16 protein-coding genes are annotated in these 25,219 nt (G+C 60.2%); 6 read left to right on the top strand and 10 right to left on the bottom strand.

All coding sequences use genetic code 11. The annotated features are described in order from the left end of the window. Window positions 1-211 precede the first annotated feature (211 nt). From KTAU_RS08560 to KTAU_RS08525, 8 genes are all read right to left on the bottom strand, one after another. A complete protein-coding gene (locus tag KTAU_RS08560; protein ID WP_151727987.1) occupies window positions 212-1,966 on the bottom strand; it encodes an aldehyde dehydrogenase family protein in 1,755 nt (584 codons plus the stop codon). Between the two features lie 485 nt (window positions 1,967-2,451). Further along, window positions 2,452-3,669, bottom strand: a complete 1,218-nt coding sequence (cmr6, locus tag KTAU_RS08555; RefSeq protein ID WP_151727986.1) for a type III-B CRISPR module RAMP protein Cmr6 — start codon at window positions 3,667-3,669, stop codon at window positions 2,452-2,454. 4 nt (window positions 3,670-3,673) lie between these two features. Then, complete coding sequence (gene cmr5 / locus KTAU_RS08550; RefSeq protein ID WP_151727985.1) at window positions 3,674-4,162, bottom strand: type III-B CRISPR module-associated protein Cmr5; 489 nt, start codon at window positions 4,160-4,162, stop codon at window positions 3,674-3,676. Between the two features lie 66 nt (window positions 4,163-4,228). Continuing rightward, on the bottom strand, window positions 4,229-5,203 hold the full coding sequence (gene cmr4 / locus KTAU_RS08545; protein ID WP_151727984.1) for a type III-B CRISPR module RAMP protein Cmr4: 975 nt from the start codon (window positions 5,201-5,203) through the stop codon (window positions 4,229-4,231). Window position 5,204: 1 nt separating this feature from the next. Continuing rightward, window positions 5,205-6,395: a type III-B CRISPR module-associated Cmr3 family protein gene (locus tag KTAU_RS08540; RefSeq protein WP_151727983.1), complete on the bottom strand. Its 1,191-nt coding sequence runs from the start codon at window positions 6,393-6,395 to the stop codon at window positions 5,205-5,207. Further along, entirely contained in the window at window positions 6,379-8,505 is a 2,127-nt protein-coding gene (gene cas10, locus KTAU_RS08535; RefSeq protein ID WP_151727982.1) for a type III-B CRISPR-associated protein Cas10/Cmr2, read from the bottom strand. Before cas10 ends, KTAU_RS08540 begins: the two co-directional genes overlap by 17 nt. After that, complete coding sequence (cmr1, locus tag KTAU_RS08530; protein ID WP_151727981.1) at window positions 8,502-9,497, bottom strand: type III-B CRISPR module RAMP protein Cmr1; 996 nt, start codon at window positions 9,495-9,497, stop codon at window positions 8,502-8,504. Before cmr1 ends, cas10 begins: the two co-directional genes overlap by 4 nt. 430 nt (window positions 9,498-9,927) lie before the next feature. Next, window positions 9,928-11,562 (bottom strand): Na/Pi cotransporter family protein, encoded by a 1,635-nt coding sequence (locus KTAU_RS08525; protein WP_151727980.1) that lies wholly within the window; start codon window positions 11,560-11,562, stop codon window positions 9,928-9,930. 978 nt (window positions 11,563-12,540) lie between these two features. Between KTAU_RS08525 and KTAU_RS08520 the strand changes: the two genes are divergently transcribed. The 6 genes from KTAU_RS08520 to KTAU_RS08495 all read left to right on the top strand — a co-directional run bounded on the left by KTAU_RS08520 (window position 12,541) and on the right by KTAU_RS08495 (window position 21,349). Further along, window positions 12,541-13,716: a mannosyltransferase family protein gene (locus KTAU_RS08520; protein ID WP_112433082.1), complete on the top strand. Its 1,176-nt coding sequence runs from the start codon at window positions 12,541-12,543 to the stop codon at window positions 13,714-13,716. 393 nt (window positions 13,717-14,109) lie between these two features. Continuing rightward, entirely contained in the window at window positions 14,110-15,567 is a 1,458-nt protein-coding gene (locus tag KTAU_RS08515; protein ID WP_228026384.1) for an MptA/MptB family glycosyltransferase, read from the top strand. A gap of 90 nt (window positions 15,568-15,657) precedes the next feature. Beyond that, the gene (locus KTAU_RS08510; RefSeq protein WP_151727978.1) at window positions 15,658-16,593 is read left to right on the top strand and encodes a DedA family protein; all 936 of its coding nucleotides are present in this window, start codon (window positions 15,658-15,660) and stop codon (window positions 16,591-16,593) included. 179 nt (window positions 16,594-16,772) lie between these two features. After that, on the top strand, window positions 16,773-19,181 hold the full coding sequence (locus KTAU_RS08505; protein ID WP_170293158.1) for a protein kinase domain-containing protein: 2,409 nt from the start codon (window positions 16,773-16,775) through the stop codon (window positions 19,179-19,181). A gap of 328 nt (window positions 19,182-19,509) precedes the next feature. Beyond that, on the top strand, window positions 19,510-20,028 hold the full coding sequence (locus KTAU_RS08500; protein WP_151727976.1) for an NUDIX hydrolase: 519 nt from the start codon (window positions 19,510-19,512) through the stop codon (window positions 20,026-20,028). Window positions 20,029-20,209: 181 nt separating this feature from the next. Continuing rightward, a complete protein-coding gene (locus KTAU_RS08495; protein ID WP_151727975.1) occupies window positions 20,210-21,349 on the top strand; it encodes an L-threonylcarbamoyladenylate synthase in 1,140 nt (379 codons plus the stop codon). On the opposite strand, the gene KTAU_RS08490 is transcribed toward KTAU_RS08495, so the two are convergent. Next, entirely contained in the window at window positions 21,303-23,147 is a 1,845-nt protein-coding gene (locus KTAU_RS08490; RefSeq protein WP_151727974.1) for a serine/threonine-protein kinase, read from the bottom strand. The two genes, KTAU_RS08495 and KTAU_RS08490, sit on opposite strands and share 47 nt — an antisense overlap. 403 nt (window positions 23,148-23,550) lie before the next feature. Continuing rightward, window positions 23,551-25,176: a serine/threonine-protein kinase gene (locus tag KTAU_RS08485; RefSeq protein WP_170293157.1), complete on the bottom strand. Its 1,626-nt coding sequence runs from the start codon at window positions 25,174-25,176 to the stop codon at window positions 23,551-23,553. Window positions 25,177-25,219 lie beyond the last annotated feature (43 nt).

Genomic DNA, 25,219 nt, shown 5'->3' with positions numbered 1-25,219 from the left:
AAGGAAAAAGGTGACACTGCTGGTCAGAAAACAGGCATTAACCTCCTCTGGACACTGACAGTAAGTATGGTAGATAGAAGACGAACCAGCTCGTCGAGTACGAAGGGCAGCGCTGCCGAGAGCGACAGCTCGCGCCCGACATGCTCGCTGAGCCTGACCTGATCTGGCCGAGCACAGCGAGCGCGGTGAGGAGCCGTCGCCTTCTGATGACTCAGCCGACGGTGGCTGCGAGCATGATGGCCGGGAGCTTCGTCGGTGAAGGTGCGGCCAGAAACTCGATCAATTTCGGAAAGGTCTTCAGTGCCTTGCGTCCCTCGGTCACGAACCAAAGCGGGGTAGGTGTGCTACGGAAGGGGCCGCGCAGCACAGATTTCTGCGCGCGGGAGAACATCAGCGTATTGTGGACCACGCCGATGCCGGACTGGATATCGTAGCTGTCGTGGCCGGGGAAAGCTCCCCAAGTAGTGGCGGCCAGGGCGAAGCCGATGCCGGCCCAGTAGTTGACGCCGATAGTTCCATAGCGCAGGTTAGCGACGGCGCGCTCGACGGCGTGGGCGATGGCGGGAATCTTCAGCGACTCGGGATGGACGATCAGGGTGGCGTTGAGCGTGCCCCAGAGCCGTTCATTGGCGAAAGCCACGGCGCGATCGATATACTCGGCAATGCTTTCGGCAGCGAGAGCGGTCTCGGCGAAGAGGCCGCAGAAAGCCTCGGTGGTATAGCAGATATCGCCCTCGCGCTCGGGATCGAGTCCGGTGATGAGGGTCCAGGGGAGTCGCCCATCGCTGCCCTGTCCATACAACTCGGCCTCGGGATGTTCGGTGACGAAGGCGCGCTGGCGCTCGCTGGCGCCGGGGTAGTAGGCTAAGCGTGGAGGAACGGTCTGCAAGACACGCCGGATGGCATTGAGCAGCTCAGGCCGCTGCTCCCAGCCGGCATGCTGAATCAGTACGCGTGTGGCGTTGCAGTTGAAGCCGGCGTTGTTGGTGAGAGAGCTGACAATGTGGGCGGCCTGATAGGCAAGATCGCGCGCTGTCCAGGGGCCGGGAACGATGATAAGCGGGCTGACATTGCCAAGCTCGCCAGTGACACGCTTGTTGATCAGGGGTTGGCGAGCCGCTTTGCGTCGAGCCCCCTCGGGGCCGGGGCCGAAGACGATGGCCTCGTAGGTTTTGTCAGAGCCAGTGATGTGAATCTCCTCGACGCCTGGATGCTGGCAAAGGTAGGCCCCTTCTTCGGCGCCTCCATAGATCAGACGCAAGAAGCCTCTATCGATCAGCGGTTGAAAAGCCTCGCTCAGCAAGGGACCAAGATAGGCGTTTACCGGATTGGCTTTAAACAGGACAACCTGATCTTCGACGAAGAGTTTGTAGAGGATATCCATCGGCCCAATGCTGGCGACGTTGCCGGCGCCCAGTACAAGCGCCACTTTGCCGCTGTGTTGGTGGTCCTGGTAGATGAGAGCCTGGGTGTGCGGCAGCTCACTGATGCTCACCCCCGGTTCCATCCAGATCTCTGCGGTGAGGCCCATAAAAAAGAGGCGGTCGTAGACGCTCTGCGGAAAGACGCGCGCGGCCACCTGGCCGTTGGGCATGGTCAGCACCGGGCCGGGAATCCGGGGATGGCCGTAGCGCTCGATGTCGAGCAACGACTGCCGAAGCTGGCGCAGGTTGTTGATGACTGGTAAGACGCCCGCTCCCCACTCTTCGCTGGCCGCTGGCTCGTCGGCGGCGAGACCTTTGGCTTTGAGGCTGGCCTCAACCCAACGCGGGGCAATGGCCACGAAGTTGCTGAGGAGCTGCTCTAAGATGGCAATGCGCTCGCGCACCGGCACTGCGACCCAGTGGTCTTTGTGGGCCTGCAGCGCCTGCACGGCCTCATCCATGTCCTGCTGCGTGGATGGGGCTATACTGCCACTCACTGTGGGGAAGTGAGGAGAGCCGTGTCGGGTGCTGCTGGTGCTCATAAACTATACCTCCATTTGAAAGCATGGCTCACTCTACCCACTAACAAGAGCCATTCTACAGTATGTGACAGGCCAGGACAAGGGGAGGAGGGGGGGGTAATGAGGGAGTGAGTAAATAAGAAAGCTAATCTGTTTGCAAGATGTGTATACGGTTTTCTGGCTTTCTTTTCACGGCTGCTTGCTGCTTTTTCCGTCTCAGTGTATTTCCTCTTGTTATAGAGTCGAGGCGGACAGAAAGCCCTGCTAGCTTGGGGCGCGCCCCTGGCCGAGGCTGGCTGGACCGGCCAGGGGCATTGAGCTGAGCTATATTGAGACTCCGCGGCGCTTTGAAATGCTCAATCTGAGAACGGCATCAGGCGGTAGTGACCATTGCCTGTCGTCCTCGTGAACTAGCTGGCCATCGACAATGGAGCGCAAGGGATAGATGCAGAGCCAGCTCACCATCTGACTCCTGGTCATGGTGGCGCTCATCGGTTAGTATTCTCCTATTGTAGCAATTGTTTGATATAGTTGAAAAGTGCGGATTTCTTTTGTAGATCGACCCCTTTCTGGCGGTGGATCTTCTCGATCTCTCGGGCCAGCAGGCGTTGTGCTGCGGGCGAGGGCATTTGAGCCAGGGCGCCCAGAAGCTCCTGGCCTCCTTTCCGTTGAAGCTGCTCAGGGGTGAGGGCTGCCAGTTCCCTGGCTTTGGCCCGCGCTTCCTCCAGACCCTCGCCTTTCTCTTCCTGGGGGTCAGCGGGGTCGGCGCCGTTAGGGGGCGGCATGTTGGTTACCTGGTGGAAGTAGCCGTAGCCGGCGCTGGTCTTGCCGCCGATACCGTAGTCAGCCAGGGCCTGCTTGAGCAGGGCCAGAGCGAGGGCAGTATCGGCGCGGTCGCCAGGTGTGGGAGTACGTGGAGCGATGGCGAAGGCAAAGGTAGTCTTGGCCACGGTGAGGAAGGTGATCGGTACGGGCTGTTGATCGTTGCTGGGAGGTTTGCCCCCCTGATAATAGTCGGGATAGTGGGGCGTCATGACATCCAGCTCCAGCCTGGCCTCTCCTTTGAGTGGCATGGCATCGAAAAAGATGACGCTGCCGGCCTGATCGAGGGTGCCGAAAAGGCGGTTCAGGTCAGCTTCCGCTTTCTTTCTCTGCCGAGGCTGGCCTTGCTCATCGGGGATGGTGACCTCCCAGTCCTCTTGAGCGGCGTAGTTGCGCGTCAGACCTTTAAGGGCACTGCCGGGAACGATTGGCAGGCTGTAGTTGCGGTGCAGCGTCAGGTCGGTCTCCAGGACAGAGTTACCGCCCAAACCGACAACCATGCGCCAGTCGATCTCGGCCTCGAAATGAAGGGCGTTCAGAGCGCGGGTGAACGCCTGCCAGCGCTGGTACGCACCTGTGGCGAGGGCCTGGTCGGGTTGGTAGCCTTGGGCCAGGGCCTGCAACCACTGCTGGCGCGCCGCCGGGGACGCTTTGCTATCGGAGTCTGGCGAGAGCTGAAGAACCGCGCTGGGAATGTAGCGGTGGAGTTGCAGCCCCAGGTTGGGGCAGACTTTGGATGAGCCAAGGGCCTGCTGGACCAGGCTGGCTGCCTCCTGGGGCAGAAGATAGGGTGATAGGTGGCTCTCTGCGGTAGCCCTCTTCTTTCCACTGGGGCCACCTGGGGACTGCGGCGGTCTTCCGGGGGACCTTTGCCCTGGATGACTATGCTCCATTCCACTCATGTTCTTACTCTCTCCCTCCTTGCTGTCCTGGCCCGGTAGCCTGTTGGCTATCCTCTTTGGAGAGCTCGGCTTCGGCGAAACGACGGAGCCAGTCGCCGAAGGCCAGACATTCAGTGGTCGCCCGGCGGTACTCCTCTCGATCGGCCTCCTCCAGTACCCAGCTCAACAGGGCATCAAATTTCTGGTCTTCGTTAGCGACAAAACCACGCTGGTGCATCCAGTTGGTCAGATGCTGCAGTAGATAGCCGTAGGCGCTTAGTACTTGCTGCTCCTGTCCCCCCTTCTGCTCCTTTGTTGCTTTGGCCTTCAGAAAGCCGAGGGTGGCCCCCAGGCCGTTGATCTGCACCATCTGGTTAAAGGTCAAGGCCCGTGTGCGATATTCGGCCTGCAATTCTGCTGAGGGTAGCTTCTTTATCTCTTGAATACAGTTCCAGGCGAACTTGCCGCGCTCTTGTTCTAACAGGCGTCGTGCTGGTTGTTTCTCTTCTATCATAGTATTCACCTATTCTATTTATTATCTTTTATTATCTTTCTTCTAACTAAGAAGAAGGACGATAGCTTAGGGCCTACCGGTAGCGGAGCCAGTGAGCGGGACGGGGGGACTCCAGCGCACCTTGACGAAGCCGCGCCCTACGGTCTCGTCGCCGCCGAGCTGCAGGTAGGGGCCGGCCCCAGCCTGCTGGCTGAGGGCCTGGGCCTCTTGGAGCAGTTCCAGGCCCTGGCGCGGCACTTGGCCCTGCTCGCTGGGACGTCGCTCGTTGGTCGCGTAGATAGGAGCGTAGAGCAGGGTGTCTGTCGGCAGATGTTCCTCTGTCCAGAGGGCGCCCTCTTTGACCGTTTTCTTCTCCTGATCGATGGCAATGCGGGTGATCACCTCGGTTGAATAGAGCACGAAGTCGCGGAAATCGTCGTCGGCGAGGACGACCAGCGAATGTTGCAGTTTGTCTGCCCAATAGCCATCAAAGGGGAGGGCGTGCTCTGCCAGCCAGTGCGCTACGCTGGTCACCTGTTGGCTCCTGCTCACCTCGAAGCTAAACTCTTCCAGCAGCAAGCCGGGGCCGCTTTGAGAGGTGATCACCTCTGATTGCTCAGTCACAAGCGCCTGGCCATTCTTCAGTCGGGTCGACGGCAACTGCGGAAAAGTCTGCTCCTGGTGGACGTGGATGAGATCCTTTCTGAAGCGTTCCAGGACGTCGAAAGACGTGGTGTAGGCGAAAACTCCCTGGAGGGAGCGCACAGGGAAGAGCAGGATGCGGGCATCGCCGACAATCAAGGCCCCAGCGTGAAGCTGGTCTGTCTCTTGAGTTTCACGCTCGTGACCAAAGAGCGCCTTGACCCGTCTGTCGGAGTTGCTGCCACACTGATCGGCGATCAGAGCGCGCAGTTTCCCTTTGATGCTGCTGCCCTGGATCATGGGATACTGGGTATGGCGCTCGCGCTGAATTGGTAGCTCGACACTGCTCAGGCCACTACCCACGCCGGCATGCAAGGGCGTTTCTGTATAGATGTACATCATGCTCGTTGCTGTAATCATTTCACCAGGCTCCTTTAAGGGTCATACCGTATCCTATTTCTTTGCCGATATCTGTTAGCTGGTAGAGATCTCCATCTGTTTGCTTGTCAAAGAAGTAGACGCTTCCTTCAGGAACGCAGCGTCGGGCCGTTTTGCTCTGGCCGCCGTGATGGCGGGGGGTCATCTGCCAGCCGCCAATCCACCGATAGTGGCTGATAGCCGCGGCGATGGGTTGTCCAAGAGCTGCAGGCCAGCGCTCTGGTCGCCAGCCACCGGCAAAGATCGCCGGGGTGGTCAGATAGAGCAGAAGCCGCTGCCCGCGTTCGGGATCTGGTGGCTGAGGTGTGGCGGCCCGCACCGGTGTAGCCTGGGGATCAATCAGCCAGACGGTTGCAGGACGGCTCTCACCGCCCAGGATATGGACGAAGTGCGCCGGAGGCGCAGGCAGGCGCAAGAGCGAAGCGGTCTGCTCGTCAGGTAGCAACTGATCGCTGAGGGGGTCAGCTGTCTGAGCCAGGCGCAGGTCGACCATAAAGCCATAGCCGGGTCGCATCCGAACAGCGTAGATAGTATAGAGCATGCCCTCCTCGGTCGCCCCTGTGCTCTCCTGACGGGCGATCCCCGTGCGAGGCTCTTCCTCATGGGTCTCGCTGGCGGAGACGATCATGGCGTCGGTCAGCTGACCATCGGGGCGCAGGGCTGCCTCCAGTCCTTCTGCTGTCAGCCAGCCTTGCAGCTTGCTCCCCTTGCCAAGCGGTTGCTCTTGCTCCTGGCCTTGAGGATAGAGCAGTTGCAACCCCTGGGGAAGGTTCGTCGAGACCCCGGCGGGCGAGGCCGGTTTCAAGCGCAGTAGGCGGGTTTGCTGGCCTTGTGGCCCAGGTCCGCGCAGCAAATGGGCGGGCATAGGATAGAGCAGCTCAAAGTTCTGGCTCCCGTTCTGGGCTGGCCGGCGTCGCCCGAGCGTGATGAGCTGAATGCGCAGGCGCCCATAGCTCTGTTGATCGCCGATGAGGGCGGTCAGCTCCCGATCGAGGAACAGCTCCGGCAGGCTTTTGCGCTGATCCCAGTTGCTGGCAATCAAAGCCCGCAGCGCTCCCTGCAGAGTTTCTGGTGTTGGAGGAAAGAGCGATTCCGCAAAGCCCACCTCGCCCGCGTCGAAGGGGCGCCCGCTGCGAAAAAGGAGCGTCTCATGTGGCTCAATGAAGAGATACATTCTTTCCTGCCTCCCTCGCAAGAAAAGCCAGAATCTGCAGCCAGTTCAGGACCTCCTTCAGGCCAGAGTTGTCGGGGCCGGAGAAGGCGCCAGGGTGGCTCTTTTCCATGAGAGCTGCGAGATGGACCAGGGCATAGGCCAGGGCGTAAGGCATGAGCCTGGTGGACGATTCGGAGCTGGCAGTGTCCCGCAGTGTCTTGTCGTGGGCCAGGCTCTGCGATGGCTTCTTGTCGGACTGAAGGGCGGTAGTGTTCCATTGCCGTTTCAGTACACGCGCGATCTCACTGCAACGCGCCTCCTGTGGCAAGCCCTCTAGCCCCGGCAGCTCCCTTTTGAGGATGTCCAGGCAGCGTGGCGACAGCGTAGTGCTCGCAAAAAGGTTTACTACATGTTGGAAGATTTGCAGCGGGAGCATAGTCAGCCAGCCACCCTCCGAAAAAGGATATTCCCAGCGGCAGCCAGCAGAGAGCATATTGCCGGAGCGCCAAAGGATCGTCACCACCAGGGCATTGCGGCCATAGCGCTGTTTAGCCTGTTCCTCAGCCTCGCGAGCCATCCGGCGTACCAGTGTCAGCGGCATCAGGTGATGAGCGATGGCGATGCCCATACTGACCGTGGCCGTTCTCGTCCCGCTGGAGGCCTTTTGCACACTCGACCCTACGATCTCGTGATAGGCCTGCTGCAGGGTTGAAGCGATAGCGAACGCCTGCGCCAGCGGAGCAAAAGCCAGCACATCATCGCCGCCAGCGTAGATCAGTTTGCCGGGACGCTCGTCCTCGACGATTTCGGGAACGTGCTGGCGAGCGAATGTCGAGAGTGCTGTGCTGATGCTACGGTGATCATCCTGGCTCTGGATCTCGCCAATAATGGTGCCCATCTGATCGCCGTCCATTTGCAGCAAGGCGTAGTAGGGGGTTGGCTCGCCGAAGTGCTGGTAGAGCTGTCTCAGGGCCTTGCGAGCCTCGTCGAGGAAGGTCGGATGGAGGACCAACTTGCCAGGAGTTACAGGCTCCCGGGACTCGATCACGGCACTGTAATCCGTGCGTAGCCGCTGGGCGGTAAAGGTCTCAGCAAAGACACAATCGCCATCAACCTGCATGAGCCAGGAGTAGCGAGCTGGCTGCCCATGCTGCTCTTCCTTCCGCGCTTTCTGCTCCAGATAGGGAAGGGCCAGGCGAGCTTTCAGTGGCTTGACGATCTGGCTCCATCTCTCTATAGTCTCCCTCCTGGTTGACTCTGATGTCTCCTCCGGGGTCAACAGTTGATCGATGAAGGTAGCGGCGGCCATCGTGCTGGTTGATGGGAAAGCCAGGCTCTGGTTTGACACCTGATAGCCATTCCCGGAGCCTGAGCGGAGGCTCTCTGAGAGCAGAGCGAAGCGCTTCACTGTGTCGATGGCGTCCAGGCGCTCGGAGCCATCCAGGGCGAGGTCCTTGCCTGAAACCCCTGCTTTTTGGGAGATCTGCCTCCAGAACTCTCGGACCTGGTGCCGGCTGCCGCCCTGGGTGTGCAGAGCCTCGCGCTCGCCGGAGAGGGTGCTCTTCTCGCCAGGCTCATCTTGAGCGACGAAATCGCGCAGGCTCTTGCGGGCATCGAGCGCCTGGGAGGTGCGTTTGAACCAGTCCCCATATGCCAGCGGGCGGCCCTGACCATCGGTGTTGGCGGCAATGGCCCAGTAGATTTCGAAGAGGCGTCGGGGATCGGTCTGGCGTTCCCAAATGGCGCGCAGTACCTGGTCATCCTTCCAGCCGGAGCCATTGCTGGCAAAGAGCTGCTGGTAGACTTCACTGCAGATCTGCTGCCAGGTGGCGTAAATCGCCCGCTCGCTCTGCTCAGCCGTTTGGCGGGCTGCTGCCAGCGGGTCAGGCCGGGTCTCCGTTGGGGAGAAGACCGCAACGTAGCGATTGGGCAGGTCGGGTACCCAGCGCGTGCGATCAATGCGCGGGTCGGTCGGGAAGACCAGCGCTTCCTTTGGCACAGTTGTGAGGGCCGCCTCCATCAGGCGCGAGAGCAGGAAGCTGCCCAACCAGAGATCGCGCGTCTTGCGCGCCTGAGCGATGAAAGATTGCACCGGCCCCAGGGCGAAGATGAGCATGTAGGACTGGGTCATAACTCTATCTCCCTTTTAGTTGCTTCTGGGAAATTTTTTATAAAATTTTTAATGACATTGAAATGTCTCTGCTGTAGTAATCTATTTTTAAATATGGTTGCAACACATAAATAAGAGCTATCAATAGTTGTAATATGCAAATGAAGAGGCGAAGCCAGGCGTTTCTTGAGCGTAGGCAAAGGCAGGCCGAATGCTCTGCGGTCATCTGCTGGCAGAGATCGGCGATATTGCTGCAACTGCTTGCCGACAGCCTCTAGCGCCTCATCTACTCTTAGCCATCCATTTTGGGGAGAGAGGAGAGCTATATAGCAATTACCTGGGGCAATGATATCAAAGCGGGCGTTTTCAACACTGGATAGCTTACTAACACTGAGAAAACGCTTAATCTCTTGAAGTCCCAGTGTAAGGAGAGCAGCCAACGTGTCAAGATCTGTGGCCTGGCCTGGCGACAGTAGGGGTAGCTCTAGCTCAGAAGCGAAGGAGAGAGCAGATGAGCGAATCACCAGGCTGCCAGCGCAGCGGCGAGAACGCGCGCCCAGTCCGCCAAGGTTGGTTAGGAGCCAGAGGCTGATAATGGCCTCTATTAGGGCTTGCTGATCTTTCTCGTGTGCTGTAAGCGTAAGCTGAAAGCGGGTACCAGGCTGATAGTACTGGCGGCAAGGTCGATCTTTGGTCCTGTCCATAGACCAGAAGAGATAGCTTGCGCCTGGTTGATCGTCGGTCCGCTTGAAAGTGGGCAACTCTCGCTGTGGCAGCGTCACCTCAGAGATACGAATGCTTATCGGCGAGCCATGTTCGGCCTCTCCGAACACCTGCGCCTCGCGTCGGCGTACCTCCGCCAGATTGCCTCCGGTAATCCCGCCGATCAGTGCCCGATACCAGTAGCGCAGAGGCCCCCGCAACGAAGGAGGACGCAGCTCTACCTCTGCCTGATTGGCCCCGGCCAGAAAGAGCGGAGTTGTGACCTCGATCTCAAACGTTGCTTTTAACATTGTTAAAACTCACTTTATTACGAAGAAGTTGAGAGGAGAGTCTGCACTCTCTTTTCCTGATGATAGCCTTTACACTACAGCTTTGCCGCCTCAGAAGCTATGAACTTCCTCACAACCTGTGATGAATGCAGAGTGCGATGGCATCCCCCGGTCGGGAGTCTACCCCTTTGATAGACGGATTGCTAACGGCTAGCCGAAAGTGGCTGTATGCGTGTGTCTTTCAGCTTTCTTGTGTAAAGCCTGCCGGGTTGATTTTGCATTAGAAAACGGCGAATGAAGGGAGGGGAGGATCGGAGTAGGTTGCTGCTAGTAGAAGCCCAATGCGGCAGTAGAGGAGAGCGGCGGAGCAGCAACGACCAGCACTGCACGGGCAGAGCTGTCCTTGCCGCTCCGCCAACCAGAGAGAAGGCGGCAGGAGGTGATCTTCTCATCAGAGGTCGCCGCGCACTGCATGCGCGATGTTCGATGCATGGGACAGCACGCGACTGAGAGCGTTCAAGAGATCGAGATGGATTGCGCTTGACTCCCAGCTAGGAGAGAGGCCACTCTGCAAGCGGCGCACGTGGCGCAGATGGAGCTGGCGCTTCATCTTGCTCAGCTCCGCCTTCCGCACAAAGAAGTCGTTGGCCAACGAGGTATCCTGCGAAGCCAGTGCAGCCAGGGCCTGCTCCAGGGCCTCCGTCACCTCGTCGTGGTAATTGAGCAGATCCTGCCAGCCCTCCTCAGAGAAAGCAACCTGGCGGCGTTGCTTGCGTCGGGCCAGGCGCATCATCTGTCGATCGATGATATCGCCGATGGCCTCAAGATCAGTAATAATATAGAGGAGTGCCAGCTCGCGCTGGACCTGCTCGCGCGTCAGGCGGCTCTCATCGAGCTGCGTCAGATAGCGCTTAATGGCTGCATTAAGCTGATCAAGCTGGTCATCCAGCTCATTGATGCGCTCCGGCACGCGGGCATCGGGCTTTTCGAAGGCCAGCATACTCAAGCGCAGCATCTCCGTCACGATATCGGCCATACGGAGAACCTCGCGCGTTGCCTGGCCCAGGGCGACCGCCGGCGAGGCCAGGGCCTCGGGATCAAGATAGCGCGGCCCCAGTTGCTGCTCATAATGATTCTCCTGCTCTGGCAGGAGCAAGGTCACCAGACGTGTAACGGGAGCAGCCAGCGGAACAAAGACCGCGGCCAAGGCCAGATTAAAGATCAAGTGAGTCAGGGCCACCTGCCAGACAGGTTCCAGGCCGAGCCGGGCCAGCAGGTTGGTCAATAGCGGCAGCAGAGCCAGAGCAATGGCAGCCCCCAGTGACTTGGTGCCAGTATGGAGCAGGGCCAGACGGCGGCCTGTAACCGAGGGGCGACTGATGGCTGTCAACAGAGCCGTCAGCGTTGAGCCGATATTGGCCCCAAAGAGCAAGGCCAGAGCCGCAAAGACCGAGAGCGCGCCACTGGCTGTCAAGACCAGCACCAGGCCGATGGCCGCCGCACTCGACGCGAAGGCCAGAGCCAGGAGCAAGCCCAGCAGGGCCAGCACCAGCGGCGCCCCCATCAAAGAGCGCAGTACCTCGGCGGTGATCGGGCTGGCTGCGATCGGGGCGCTACCAACCTGGAGCGCCGCCAGTCCAAGCAAGATCACCCCAAAGCCGAAAGCCGCTTGACCGAGGTCGCGCTGCGGCTTATGCTGTGTCAACAGGCCCAGGGCGGCCCCTGCTCCGGCGATGGGGATGGCGTAGTCGGTCACATGGAAAGCAAGCAACTGCACGACCAGCGTGGAGCCGACGTTGGTACCCAGAATCATGACAAAGGCCGTCGTCAGCGGAACCAGTTCAGCGTTCACCAGCTCCACCAGCAGCGAGGAGGTCGCGCTCGAACTCTGCGTCAGGGCCGTCGCGACGACGCCGACACCGAAAGCCATGAAAGGGCGCTGGGCCAGCGCCATCGTTGCCTTCTGCAGGCGCGGACCGGCTGCGCGCTGCATAGCCTCCGACAGGAGGCGCAGGCCGTAGAGCAGTAACAGGGCCCCGCCCAGTAACAGGCCCACAACCATTGTCGGATTGCTTGTCGTTGCCATTGCTTGCTCTCTCTCCCCCCCATTGCTTGAGTTTAGTGAGATAGCTTGGATAGCCTGGAAGCAGGCAATTGCTCACACTTGCAGGCACCGCTCTGATGGCGCAAGCGTGGATAAGCAGATAAACTAGCAGATCGCAAGGTGGGCTGTGGACTCACCTTCTGCACGTGATGCTGTCTGGAGCGGCGCGGGCGCGCGATGGCCGACCCTTGTGCTCGTCGCTGTGTCCGGCTGCTCTGCTCTCAAGGCATGCTTTGCCTGGTGCCAGTAGCTCTGAGGCCCGCCTGATGGCCTGGCTCGCTGTGCCCACGCGGGCGGCGCTGCCCGGCTGTTCTGTGACTGGGGAAGTGTTAAGCTGATATTAACCTTATGTTAAGGGAATGTTAAATACACTATAGCATGCGGAGACGACGATCGCAAGAGGAAGCGGCAAAGCTGATGGGGAAGCGTAAATTTCTAGCGCCCAAGCAGCGCAGGTTATAAGTAGATTGGCGTTGGCGGGCCGGACTGTTTCTCTGCTCTCTGCCAGTTGGCGGGACTGAGATCGTTTAGAAACAGGGGTTCAGGCCTTCCCTCGCTAGCTCTACTCAACCTGATCAGTCGGTCAGCCGGCCTGTCTGTCTGAACATTTCAAGGAGCAAGGATGATAAAGGATAAATTCAGATATTGGCCTAGGAAAGGTTATTATTCAGGCAACTCAGTGAGGACGAAGCATTTGAGAAAGAGGCCTTTGCAACCTGCACGCGAAAAGATTTTTCATTCCGATATAGGATAAATATTATTGAAACATTATCTCTTTAATCAAGAGTACACCTGTTATGGGGGGTTTGAGCATAGCCTACAGGGGAAGAAAGGCTTCCTTTTTGACTATCTGCATAGGTCGTTCGTTATACCAGTGAACCTCAGCAAGGAAGCGGAGAAAGATAGCAGGAGAAGAGTAATCCTGTAATCTGTTATACAAAGGAGAGAAGAGCACTTTCTATGAAACGTGCGCCAACCGCCGACATTCTCTGGCTCTTTATCCTGACCCGCATCGCGCTCATCGTGGTGACCTACTTTGCGTATACGCTACTCCACGGACCGCGCCCACCGCAGTATATAGCGCCACCGGTAAGCTTGCTGGCGACGGCCATGTCGTGGAAGCGCTGGGATGCTATACACTATGTAGAGATTGCTCAATTTGGCTATCGCAGCCCTTTTGATAGTGCATTCTTTCCTCTCTTTCCTCTCTTGATCAGCATCTGTGCCCATCTCGTGGGAAATCACGGGTATCTCCTCTTTGGCATGCTCATCAGCAATCTCGCTCTGCTCGGCGCTTTATTCACGCTCTATCAGCTTGCCAGCGAGGCGCTGGGTGATCAAGTCAGCCGTCGCACGCTGCTCTACCTCTGTATTTTTCCAACGGCCTTCTTCTTCTTTGCCGCCTATAATGAATCGCTCTTTTTGCTATTGGTAACTGGCTGCTTCCTGGCCTTGCGCCGACGACGCTGGTGGCTGGCCGGGCTGCTGGGCATGCTGGCCTCCCTGACTCGCTCGCCGGGCATCTTACTCGTGCTGCCCTTCCTTTGGGAAGCATGGATAGCCCGCGATAACCTGGGCCTGCTGGCCGAGCCGGCTGAACGCAGTCACTGGCGCGCCTTTCTCTGGCGAGCGCTGCCGGTTGTGCTGATTCCGGTAGGCACTGCTCTCTACAGTCTCTATTGCTGGCATCTCTTCCACTCACCTTTCAGCTTCGCGGCGGTGCAGTATCGCTGGTCCCATCGCACCGTCTGGCCCTGGGAAGGCATCTGGAAGGCGCTGGTAGAACTCTTCTGGCTGCAGCCCGTCGGCTCGCTCTTCTCGGTCCATCTGGTGCTCGATCTCAGCGCCACTCTGGGCTTTATCGTGCTGGCTGTGCTGGGTTGGCGCCGTCTGCGCTTCAGCTATACGCTCTGGATGGCGGCCTTGCTGCTGCTCTATTTAGTGGAACCGAGTATCAATCAGCCCGATTCCCTGATCTCCAACCAGCGCTTCGTCCTGGAGATGTTCCCAGGCTTCATGACCCTGGCGGCCCTGGCCTGCGAACATCGGCGCCTTCATCAAGCGATCACTTTGATCTTCCCGCCGCTGCTGGCCACCCTGACCATTATTTTTATCATGGGGCTCTGGATGGTCTGAGGATGATTGGCTAACCGGGGTTCGTAGCGCTCTAGCACTGCGCTCGCCCCGGACGGCCAATGCTTGCCCCTTCTATCTACAATTTGGATGTACGCGATACAGGTTATGACCGAAACGCTGTTCATAGACAATCAGATCAAGAAGCAGGCAGTACGTGCAAAACCACCGCGGGTCGGCCTTGGGTTCTTGTGCGTCGCTCTGCTGCTTGCTGGTTATCTGACCATTATCGTGGCGGCCATTGCTCCGCTCGAGCAGTTAGCCAGGCATCCTGTCGCCGGCCAGCTCCCAGGAAAGGCTCTCGGGCTTTTTGGCTTCTGGGTGCCAGCCAGACTAGTACTCTTCTTCAGGCAATTTTGGCCTTTTTTAAATAGAGCAGATCTCTCTTTTCATTTGATGATTTTTATTCTTTTTCTGCTCTATCTGGGCCTGCTCTGGCTGAGCTGGAAATTGGCCACCACGGCGGGTCGTCGCCGGGGGATGCTGTGGCTCACGGGTGCTGTACTTCTCATCTGTGGAAGTATACTCGTGGTGGCGCCCGGGATGCTCTCGCACGATATCTTTGTCTACGCCGGCTATGGCCGTGTCATGGTAGCGCATGGGGCCAATCCGTACTTTGTGCCGCTCTCTGCTTTCCCGGGTGATCCTCTTGCCCCGCTGGATGACTGGAGGACGGCGGTGGCGGCCTATGGTCCGGTCTGGTTGCTGATCTGTGCCGTCCTCAGCTGGCTCCTGGGGGCCAATGCGCCAGCCTATGTGCTGGCTTTTCGTCTCCTGGCCTTGATGGCTCACCTGCTCAATATGGTCCTGATCGCTCGCCTGCTACGAGCACTGGGGCGTTCGGAGCGCGTGATCACGCTGGGGGCCATGCTCTACGCTCTCAATCCGCTGATGCTCTTCGAAAGTGCGCTGGGGGCCCATAACGATGTCTTGATGATGACCTGCATGCTGCTGGGTTGCTGGTGCTGGGCTGAGGCCAACGGCAGAGGCTTGGAGCGTGTGCGTTGCTGGTTGCCGGCTCTGGTCTTCATGCTGCTGGCTGTCTTGATCAAGTTTACGGCCCTGCTTGGGGTGGCGCTCTTCCTCTGTCTCCTGCTCTTCCGTACCCTTCAGCGCGACGGCAAGCAGCGTCTGCTGCTAGCGCTGCGTCTGCGCTGGCGACCGGCGTTAGCACAGCTACTCCTGGCGCTTGGCTGCGCAATCGTCGTGGCGGGACTGGCCTATCTTCCTTTCTGGCTCGGCCATAGTCCTCATGAGGTTGTTGTCAGCCTGTTGGCTCCGCCCTCGACGAGTCGCGAGCTAGGGCAGTTTTCGATTCTGCGCGCTATTCAGGAGTGGCGACATTATCATCCACAGCCGCTGGAAGGTTGGATGGGCCAGCTGCTCGCCCTCCTGGGACGGCGCAGTACCTGGAATCTCATTCAGGGGCTGGCGCTGCTGGTAACTCTAGGCATGGCCCTGTGGCTGCTCTGGGAGCAACCGCGGCTAGAGCGTTGGGCGGTTGGGGCACTGCTGATGATGGGGGCAATCTTCCTGGTGACGCCCTGGTTTTTCCCCTGGTACCTGGCCTGGCTCCTCGCGCTGGCTCCGCTCGCCTGGCCGCGGTACCAGCAGCCGGCGGCATTGGAGTACGCCTTGCAGATCTTTGTGCTGGTCTTCTCGCTCTCTGCCTTTGCCATTTATTTCTCTCGTGGCTACCTGCCGGCAGGGGGTGGCTGGATCGGCTGGATGGGTTTCAGTACCGTAGGGCCTCCGCTTCTGGCTTTTGGTCTGACCTGGCTGGGAAGCTGGTGGCAGACCAGAAGACGGCAGCGTACCGACGGCGGTTTCCAGCTACCTGTGTCTGGCTCTTGAGGTTGTCTTTGGCCGGGCCAGGGCGTATACTGGCCCGGTAAAAGATTGCTTGCTTGATTTGTGAGGACCCGCGGAAGCGAAGGAGGGTGCATGTTCTGGTGGTCGCGCCTGGTACTGGTGAACGTTGCCAGCCGATCAGTTCCGTTTTTTGGGGTGATCGCAGCGTTGATCTCGCTGCAGACGCTGCAGGATGCGCTGCATGTCTGGGGCTATCCCGCGGTGGCGCTCTTTATTATGATTGAAAGCTCGGGCATTCCCTTTCCTGGGGAGACCATGCTCTTGCTGGCCTCGTTTCTGGCAGGGGTCGATCGCCAGTTGCAAATTCCTCTCGTCATTGCCTGCGCAGCGCTGGGGGCCATTGTGGGCGATAATCTAGGGTATCTGCTTGGGCGCCACGGCGGCAGGCCGCTGGTGGAACGCTTCGGACGTTATATCTTCCTCAAGCCTGAGCATCTGGAGCGCGCCGAGCAGTTCTTTGCCCGTCACGGAGACAAAACGGTTTTCTTCGGACGTTTCATCGCCGTGCTGCGGGCCTGGGCGGCCTTTCTGGCCGGTGTGAACCGGATGCGCTGGCGGACATTTCTGGTCTACAATGCGGCGGGTGGCATTATCTGGGCGACCGTTTTCGGATCGCTGGGCTACTTCGCCGGACGCGTCTTTCACGATAATTTTGCGGCTGTTGAGCGCCTGGCCCGCACCATTAGTTGGGCCGGGGCGCTGGTATTGGTCATAGTGGGATTGGTGGCTTTGCTCCTCTACCGCCTGCGCCGCGCTCGTCTGGCCAGGCAGCGGCAGACAGCGCTTGCTCAGCGTCGTCAGGATGAGGGCAGTCACGAGAGCGGCGCTGTTGCTTCCGTTGAGCAGCAGGAGAGAGCACTCGCGGCGGTCCCGCGTGCTGAAAGAGCCTCGTCCTCCTCGGCGGACCCCGCCAGAACCGAACCTGATGCGCCTCCTGCGGGCGAAGAAGGGAAGGTGTCTCAGCAGTGGAGGGAAGAGGAGGCCGCGGTCGATCACGAGGACTGCTGAGTTCTCTTGCGGGCTGCTGCTCCCTTGTGTCTCCACATCTTGGAGGAGCTTGAGGATCGTCCTGCGGTTTTCCTGCTACCTGACAGGTTCCCCGATTTAGTACTACTGCTTTGCTGTCTGCCAGCAGAAACATGCTACAATAGCGACAGATGCTATCTGGGGAAAAAGCGAGGTCGCCTATGCCGGCATTGCGAGAAGGCCAGCGGTTCGAACGCTATCGCGTGATCAGACTCCTTGGTAGCGGAGTAGCCGGTGAGAGCTACGAGGCTGAGGATACGCTACTGCTACGGAAGGTGGTACTCAAGCTGTTGCATCCCTGGGCGCCGCTCTCGGATGCAGCGCGGCGGCAGTTTTTCCGCGAGATGCAGGGGATCAGTCAGCTCACTCACCGCTACCTGGCGCCAGTGCTCGATTATGGGGAGCTGCACGGCGCTCTGTATGTTGCGCGGCGGTTGTTCAGTAGTGGCTCGCTGCTTAACAGCGACGGGCGTTTATGGTTTAGTCCGCCACTGGAGCTGTCAGCGGCGGTGAGCTACGCTCAGCAGTTGGCGCAGGCGCTGCAACATGTGCATCATGCCGGCTATCTGCATGGAGGGCTGAGCTTGACGAATATTATGGTGCTGCGCGGGCCAAATGTGGAAGGCGCGTCGGATTATGCCCCCTTCATGCTGGCCGATGTGGGCCTGGCTCACTTTGTGCGTCGCTTCGGGCGGCTGCAGCGTCCCATCTTGCCGGTGACGGCAGCTCCAGAGCAGCTCGGCGGACGAGCGACGCAGGCCAGCGATCAGTTCGCTCTGGCGGTGATTGTCTATACGTGGATCGCTGGACGCCCTCCTTATTTGGGGTTACCCGAGGAGATCGCTCAGGCGAAGCTGAGTGAGTCGTTCCCGTCCCTCCTGTCGCTGAATCCACAGATACCTGTGGAGATTGAAGGGGTGATTCGCCGCGCGCTCTCGGTCTATCCCGAGGATCGCTATCCTTCGGTGCTTGCCTTCACCGAGGCGCTACAGCAAGCGGCTCCCCGCCTGGTGGCCGCTGCCGGGCAGGCTGCCCCTGGTCCGCAGGGGGAGCCGCTCCAGGGAGAACCGATCTCTCTGCCGGCAGACGGCAAGGCAAGGGAGCCTGCGTCTGACGGCAGCCAGCTGGAGCAAACCGCAGCTGGGCAGTCGGAGGCTGTGATGGTTGCAGGCGAGGAGGTGCACGCTGCTGTACAGACTGCTCCTGACGAGCCAGCTGAGGCTGAGTTGTCGGAGGAGGGAATGTCTACAGCGAGTGCAGAGGCGCTGATAGCTTCTCCTGTGCAGGAAGCTATCCCGGCAGATGCGGAGGTTGTGACCGTGCTGGCCGGACCGCAGTCCGATGAGACAGTCCTTGCGGCTGAAGCCGGGACCCAGGTGGCGGATGGGGCCGCGTGCGATGAGCAGCCGGCGACAGGCAATGCTGGAAGCTCTGCCTCACTCTTGCCGGAGCCGCAGCAAGCGGCGGCGAGTGACCAGAACCAGGTGATGGCCCCGGAGGAGAGCGAGCCAGTGGCGGAGTCGCTGACGGCGAGCGATGAGGCGGCCCTGCCTGAGCCAGGGCTGAATCCAGAACCGACGGCCATAGAGGCCACCATCAAACAAACAGACGGCCACGCTCTCTCTGGCTCTGCCCTGACCTATTTTGAAGCTCTGCTCCAAGCGACCCGTCCCCCAAATGTACCAGCCCCTGAGAGGGCGAGAGAGGCAGCTTCTTCAGCGGTGGGCGAGCCAGCAGCTTTCGCGCCAGAGGTTGCAGCGGCTATCATCGCAGGGCAGGAACAGGCTGACCCGCCTGAAAGCGCAGCAGTGGTCCAGCAGACTGTAACTGTAGAACTGCCGCAGACATCGCCCGCTGAGGTTTCCCTGCTCGAAGTGCTTTCGGGCCTGCATACGCGGCCATCGACTGCCCCTGTATCTGCGAGCCAGGGGCCGCAGGAAGCAGAAGTAGTCCCTATCGCGGAGGCTGCCCAGGTGCTGCGCGGTGCTAACGGCGCTCAGCCTGAAGCAACTCATGAGGAGGTGAGCGCCGTTACGGATGGCCGAGGAGAGGCAAGCCAGGAGGGCGAGCGTGGGCGGACGGACGAAGAGCCGGTGACAGCGCGAATTGAGCCGGCACCTGCTCCGGCTGAGGACCCGCACGGTGAAGCAGCTCCAGCCTATATCCTGGTCTTGCCGCCGACAATGGCTGGACGTCAGGCCACTATTGTAGAGCTTTCAACTCCCGAGGTCAGCATCGGACGCGCTGGTGATAGCGGTATTCTGCTTGAGGGAGATCGCCGTGTCTCGCGTCGCCATGCCTTTCTGCGACGGGCAGGAACTGAGTTGCTTATTCAAGACGGAGATAACACCGAGGGAGTTTTTGTCAACGGCCAGCGTCTGGAGCAAGGGGGAAGCCGGGTGCTCCGCTCTGGTGATCAGCTTCGCATTGGTGACCACGAGCTGATTGTGTGCCGGAGCCGGCAAGAGGCTCGCCAGCTCCAGCAAGAGCGCACCGTCTCCACCGGCCAGACCGACGCTCAGGAAGCTTCCGATCCTACGGCCTCCTCGTCCTCCTCACCGGCGCTCTAGACGAAAACGCCGGCCAGCGGTGGTGCTCCGCTCCTTCAAACTGGCCTGGCTGTCGCTATGCTGCTCGCCTGCCCCTCTTGCCGTCGGCGATCAGAATGGCTGGCTGGGAGGTGAGACGGTCCCTTCCCCGACTGGTAAGCTCCCCAGTCGGGCTTTTTCGTCTTGTTCCTGTTCTTGTGGATCGCGCTCAAGCGTTCTCTTGCGTGGTGCTCTGTGGCCGCTGGGCTGAGGGTGAGATTGAGTAAGAGTGGGAGGGCCTCCTCTTCCCAGATGCAGTACAATGAGAACCATAGCCCATTGGCTGATGTGAGGAGAGGAGAGGCAACCTGTGGTCTATAGCCTGCTCAAGGCCATTGTGAGCATCTGTTTCAATCTGCTCAATCTTCTGCTGGTAGGCAATTTGCCGCCGCTTGGTGCGGTCAATGTGGTCGTTGAGAACGAAGGGCGCTTTTTGGTCGTGCGCACGGCCCGCGGCACCTGGAGCTTTCCAGGCGGTTTTATGCGCTGGCGCGAAACGCCCTTCGAGGCGGCGGTGCGCGAGTGTGAGGAGGAGACCGGCCTGCGCATTCGGGCGCAGAGCATTATCGGCTGCTATTGGTTGGTAAGTGCTTCCGTGACACAGATGAGTTCGCTGACGGCGGTCGTCTGTGGCGAGGTGATCGGTGGCCAGCTGCGGGCGAGTATGGAGGGTGAGCCGCTCTGGCTAGAGCGTGAGGAGGCCCTGCGCCGCCTGGGCGAAGCAACTCAGTCCATCTTCGCTGACTATGAACGCTTTCTTGCCAGGCAAGCAAGCGATAGGCAGGGACCAGAGTCAGAGCGGGAGCTGCATTCGGGCCAAGGACACTAGCCTGTCTGATCGCCCTGGCCCTGGCCGTGTACTGCCGCTGGAGAGACTCTCGTCGGTGGCCGAGCGCTCTTCCCAACTGGCGAGTGCGTTGCTTTGTGTCGGCTGGCTGGCCCTCTCTTCTTTTGCAAAGAGGCCAGACCAGCGCTAGCTCCTAATCAAGAAGGTGGTTGCTCAGGTACTCATGGCAGACGATATCAAGGCAGTCTCTACTGAGGTAGTCCCTGTTGATGCGCGGCAGCCCGAGGCCGCCGTCATTGAGCGAGCGGCGGCGCTGTTGCGCGCAGGCGAACTGGTGGTCTTCCCAACAGAGACCGTCTACGGTCTGGGGGGCGACGCTTTGCGGGAAGAGGCGGCCCGCCGGATCTTTGCGGCCAAGGGTCGACCGTTGACTGATCCGCTGATTGTTCATATAGCACAGGTAGAAGAGCTAGAGCGGGTGGCTGCCGCTGTTCCGGAACGTGCATGGCGGCTGGCCGAAGCGTTCTGGCCGGGGCCGTTGACGCTGATTCTGCCGCGTAGCGAGCACGTGCCGCGGCTGGTCACAGCGGGCCTGGAGACCGTGGCGGTGCGCATGCCGAGCCATCCGGTGGCGCAGGCCCTGATTCGCGCTGCCGCTACGCCCATCGCGGCTCCCAGTGCCAACCGCTTCAAGCATGTCAGTCCGACAACGGCGCAGCATGCCCTGGCCGACCTGAACGGGCGCGTGCCGCTGATCCTGGATGGCGGCCCGACGCCGGTCGGCGTTGAGTCGACGGTCATTGATCTATGTGCAGCGGTGCCCCGCATCTTGCGCCCCGGCGGGACGAGTCTGGAGGCTTTGCGTGAGGTCCTGCCGGAAATTGAGCCTCCGCTGCCGCCGCGGGCCACGGCCTCTGGCCAGCCTGAGAGCGAGGAGGGCCAGGCTCAGCGCGCGCCCGGCCAGTTGCTGGTACACTATTCGCCGACGGTACCCCTGTGCCTCTTCGAGGGCGAGGATCAGGCTCAGCGGACAGCGATTGTAGCAGAAGCCCTGCGGCATCTGAAGCGCGGCGAGCGCGTGGGTATTCTGGCGGCCAGCGAGGATGTGGAGGCTCTGCGCCCATGCGAAGAGCGCGGGGCGCTGGTGCGGGCGCCAGCCTCGCTGGAGGAACCGGAGAAGGTGGCGGCGGCTCTCTTCGCCACGCTGCGGGAGCTAGAGGCGGCGGCGGTCGATGTGATCCTCTGTCGCAGCTTCAGGCCCGTGGGCCTGGGACTGGCGGTGCAGGACCGCCTGCGGCGCGCGGCTGGTGGACGGGTCATTCGGGTTGACCCTTCCGCAGCCGCGGCTGAAGGAGTTCGGTGAGCTTTTGAAGCAACATTTCGAGCAGAGTCCCGCAGGTTGAACTGAGTATCAGCCAGATGGGGAAGAAACAACAGTACAGGCTAACGTACTCCTCGAACTGTTGGTTCGACGGCTGCGACAGCTGGTCTAAAGGAGTGCTGTAGATCAGACCGATCGTGAGAGTAGCCAGCATGATCAGCAGGCCAGCGAGGTGAAGCCGCCAGGCGCGTCGAAAGGAGCGAAAAGGATTACGCCAGACTCGCCAGCCGGTGAGTGCGGAGGCCAGGGGCCAGCCAGCCAGGGCGACGGCGCTCTGCCAGGTGGTTGGGAAAAAGCCATGCCTTGACAGAGGCGCATTAAGGTTCCAGAGGACCAGGATGGTCATGCAGCTGACCAGGGCGCCGCGCCAGCCTCCAAAGATCTTCCCGGCCAGAGTCGGGGCGACTGGCAAGAGCAGTAGCACGGTTAGCAGGTTGATGATAGCCCAGCTCGGTAGGGGCGTGGTTGTTGGGGGCATCTGATAAGCCAGCAGAAAGAGTGGTAGGGTGGGGCCAAGTGCCAGCAGCAGGTAGAGCAGCATGGCAACGGCCTGGCTTACGGTAAGGTGGCCACGTGCTAGCGGCAGATAGTTGAGTGGAAAGGGAGGTGGTGGTGGCCATGTGGTCTGGGGACTGGCGTGACCGGCGGAGTAGACTGCGAAAGAAGCCCAGCTGGCAGTGCTTCTCCTTTGAGCAGCTCGGGGAGCTCGGGGAGCATATGGACGCCTGGTTGCTGTCCTGGTACGCTTGGGAGATGCTGGAAGCCGCGCCTGGCTCGTGGTATCTGAGTCCCGGGAGACGGCATACTGGGATCTGTTGCGATCAGGCAGAACGCCAGGCTCGCTGGCTGTCAAATCGAGAACGCTAGAGCTAAGAGGAGAAGTGGAGATAGGCATGCTGCCCGGAGGGGGCTGAGACGCGGCAGAAGGGGGCGGGCCAGGCTGCGGGCTGGAGGAGACCCTGATGGTCTCGGCTGTGGCCTCCACAAGCGCACTGGCAAAATCCCGTATAGAGGGAAAGCGAGCGCGCCAATCCTTCGCCAGGGCGCGTAGAATTGCCTGTTCGATGTCCGGATGAAGGTCAGACACCTGCTGGCTGAGCGGGGGTGGTGCGGCGGTGCAGTGCTGAGCGGCCACCTCAGCAAAGCTGCCCCTAAAAGGGGGTCTTCCACAAAGCCATTCGTAGAGCACCACCGCTAACGCGTACTGATCGCTCTCCGGACGGGGATGGCCCTGGATCTGCTCGGGTGCCATATAGGTGACCGTGCCTGCCAGATCCTCAACGGTGGCCAGGCGAGTGCTGGCCGCGATCGTGGCAATGCCAAAGTCTGCGAGCAGCACGCTGTTGTCGCGCCCGATCAGCATGTTCTCGGGTTTGACGTCACGGTGAACGATACGGGCCTCGTGCGCATACTGCAGCGCTTCGCCGATCTGGCGCGTGTAGTCCAAAGCCACGGCCAGCGGCAGACGGCTGCCAGGAGGGTGGCGTTGACGCAGTGTGCCGCCGGGAAGGTAGTCCATGACCAGATAGGGAATACGTCCTTCGTGCAGGCCGAAATCGAAGACACGCACAATATGAGGGTGCAACAAAGCAGCGATGGTGCGCGCCTCGCGACGGAATTGCTCGATGGCGCTCTGGTCGGTGACCTGGTGAAGAATCTTGACCGCCGCCTTGGTGTCCAGATGAAGATGGGTTGCCAGGTAGACCTGGGCGAAGGCACCCTGGCCAAGGAGGCGCTCCAGACGATAGTGCCCCAGCTGCTGCCCGCTATAGTCAGCCATTATCTCCTTCCTCCCGTTGAAGTCCCCTCATCCTTCCCACCGGGGAGAGTGTAACAATTTCTCATCTTTACTGTCAAGCTGCTTGTTTCTCAGTGAAATACCACGAGGTAGCAGCCCCAGTAGACTTCAGGCAGCCACTATCTGACCCGCGCTTCCTGGCCGTCTATCCCTGCTCACCAGAAGAACCAACCAGTCTTTAGCAATCACGCCCCTTACTGCCTCACTGTCTGATGATCAGGCTCCTGAGCAGAATGACCTGTGAGAGGGTGGCCTGCGCTAGATTGCATTATTATTTATCGGCATATAGGTTGCTATGCAATAGAAAACATATCTGGTAGGTTCAATAATATTGAAAAATGATAGAATTACTACAGTAGAAATAGAAGGAGCAGCTTCGGCTCCCTCAGCCCTGTCGGCGCTCTAGCCAGCGCTGGAGTGCCATCTCAACAGTCGCAGCGAGCAGCAGTGTGACCAGGAGAGAGGCCAGCACGCCCCAGAACAATCCATTCGTCAAACCTGGTACCAGCGTCGCCAGCGTCACCAGCAGCGCCAGCGTGACCTCAGCCATGCTCGTTTTCCCCTGCAGATTGCCCAGCAGCGGCCCCAGGATCAGCAGTAGAGCGCCCGGCAGCAAAGCCAGGAGCGCGCGCCCGAAGCCGCGCAGCGTACGTCGCTCATAGATGCAGCCGGTTACGAAGGCCGCCACCGGAGGCACCAGCAAGAAGGGCGAAAACGGCAGCCAGCGCCCCGCCAGGCTGATCGCCGCCAGAAAGAGGGCATAGGCTCCATTTATCAAGGCTCCGCGCCAGCTCCCCCAGAGTGCCCCCGCCAGTAACGTCCCGCTTCCCAGCAGTGTGCCGCCAATGGCTGTATAGAGCCAGAGCGGCAGGCCCAACGTCTGCCAGGGAGCCGGCAGCAAAAGCAGCGGAAGAAAAGGCGCGATCAGCATGCCCACATAAGCGAACAACCAGAAAAGCTGGCGAGAAAGCAGACCGTCGCGCACCAGTGGCAAATAATTCAGGGCCATCGGTGGTGGAGGCAGGCGCGGCGGAGGTGCTCCCGTCTCCGCGTAGTAAGAGAAAGCTGGCGAGGCCTGCTGTGTTGGAAGAGCTGCGGCCTCGGCTGTGAGGAGACTCCCTTCTGAGGCGGAGAGATGCAGTGGTGCGCCAACGCTGGCCACTCTCAGCGTCAATCCACTGGCCTCTGCCAGCGCAGCCGCGAAGGCCCGCAGCGAAGGAAAGCGCGCCTGCCAATCCTTAGCCAAAGCCCGCAGAATAACCTCCTCTACCGCCGGCGACAACTCCGGAACCCGAGCGCGCAACGGCGGCGGAGCCAGCGTACAATGGCGTACTGCTACCTCAGCGAAGCTGCCCGTGAAAGGCGGTGCCCCAGAGAGCCACTCGTAGAGCACCACTGCCAGCGCATACTGGTCGCTCTCCGGGCGAGGATGGGCCTGGATCTGCTCGGGTGCCATATAGGTGACCGTGCCCGCCAGATCCTGACTGCCTGTCGCTGCCGCCCCTGGAGCATGGCTTAGTGTCCCCGTTGTCGCCAGAATAGTCGCGATCCCGAAATCGGCCAGGCGCAACAGACCATCCTCCCCGAGCAGCATGTTCTCCGGCTTCACGTCGCGATGGACGATGCGTCGCTCGTGAGCATACTGCAGCGCCTCCGCCGCCTGGCGTACATAGCTCAGGGCCAACTCCAGAGGCAGGCGGCTGCCGCGCGGATAGCGCTGGCGCAGCGAGCCGCCTGGTTGATAATCCATCACCAGATAAGGAAGGTGCCCCTCGTGTAGCCCGAAATCCAGCACGCGCACAATATGCGGGTGCACCAGGGAGGCAATCGTCCGCGCCTCGCGGCGGAACTGCTCGACCGCCTCGGGACCGAGCGCAGCATGGAGCACCTTCACCGCGACCCGCGTCTGCAGGTGCACATGGGTCGCCAGATAGACCTGGGCAAAACTGCCCGCCCCAAGTAAGTGCTCCAGGCGATAATGGCCGAACTGCAGGCCGCTGTAGTCGCTCATTGCTCCTATCCCTTGCATGCATAGCGTGATCAGCTACTAAAAG

The sequence above is a fragment of the Thermogemmatispora aurantia genome (assembly GCF_008974285.1).
Lineage (GTDB): Bacteria > Chloroflexota > Ktedonobacteria > Ktedonobacterales > Ktedonobacteraceae > Thermogemmatispora > Thermogemmatispora aurantia.
This window is presented reverse-complemented; position numbering and strand designations above follow the sequence as displayed.

Bases quoted from the DNA above. Each gene is read 5' to 3' on its own strand.
- KTAU_RS08560 (WP_151727987.1), bottom strand. From the start codon at position 1,966: ATGAGCACCAGCAGCACCCGACACGGCTCTCCTCACTTCCCCACAGTG.
- cmr6 (WP_151727986.1), bottom strand. From the start codon at position 3,669: ATGAGTGGAATGGAGCATAGTCATCCAGGGCAAAGGTCCCCCGGAAGA.
- cmr5 (WP_151727985.1), bottom strand. From the start codon at position 4,162: ATGATAGAAGAGAAACAACCAGCACGACGCCTGTTAGAACAAGAGCGC.
- cmr4 (WP_151727984.1), bottom strand. From the start codon at position 5,203: ATGATTACAGCAACGAGCATGATGTACATCTATACAGAAACGCCCTTG.
- KTAU_RS08540 (WP_151727983.1), bottom strand. From the start codon at position 6,395: ATGTATCTCTTCATTGAGCCACATGAGACGCTCCTTTTTCGCAGCGGG.
- cas10 (WP_151727982.1), bottom strand. From the start codon at position 8,505: ATGACCCAGTCCTACATGCTCATCTTCGCCCTGGGGCCGGTGCAATCT.
- cmr1 (WP_151727981.1), bottom strand. From the start codon at position 9,497: ATGTTAAAAGCAACGTTTGAGATCGAGGTCACAACTCCGCTCTTTCTG.
- KTAU_RS08525 (WP_151727980.1), bottom strand. From the start codon at position 11,562: ATGGCAACGACAAGCAATCCGACAATGGTTGTGGGCCTGTTACTGGGC.
- KTAU_RS08520 (WP_112433082.1), top strand. From the start codon at position 12,541: ATGAAACGTGCGCCAACCGCCGACATTCTCTGGCTCTTTATCCTGACC.
- KTAU_RS08515 (WP_228026384.1), top strand. From the start codon at position 14,110: ATGATTTTTATTCTTTTTCTGCTCTATCTGGGCCTGCTCTGGCTGAGC.
- KTAU_RS08510 (WP_151727978.1), top strand. From the start codon at position 15,658: ATGTTCTGGTGGTCGCGCCTGGTACTGGTGAACGTTGCCAGCCGATCA.
- KTAU_RS08505 (WP_170293158.1), top strand. From the start codon at position 16,773: ATGCCGGCATTGCGAGAAGGCCAGCGGTTCGAACGCTATCGCGTGATC.
- KTAU_RS08495 (WP_151727975.1), top strand. From the start codon at position 20,210: ATGGCAGACGATATCAAGGCAGTCTCTACTGAGGTAGTCCCTGTTGAT.
- KTAU_RS08490 (WP_151727974.1), bottom strand. From the start codon at position 23,147: ATGGCTGACTATAGCGGGCAGCAGCTGGGGCACTATCGTCTGGAGCGC.
- KTAU_RS08485 (WP_170293157.1), bottom strand. From the start codon at position 25,176: ATGAGCGACTACAGCGGCCTGCAGTTCGGCCATTATCGCCTGGAGCAC.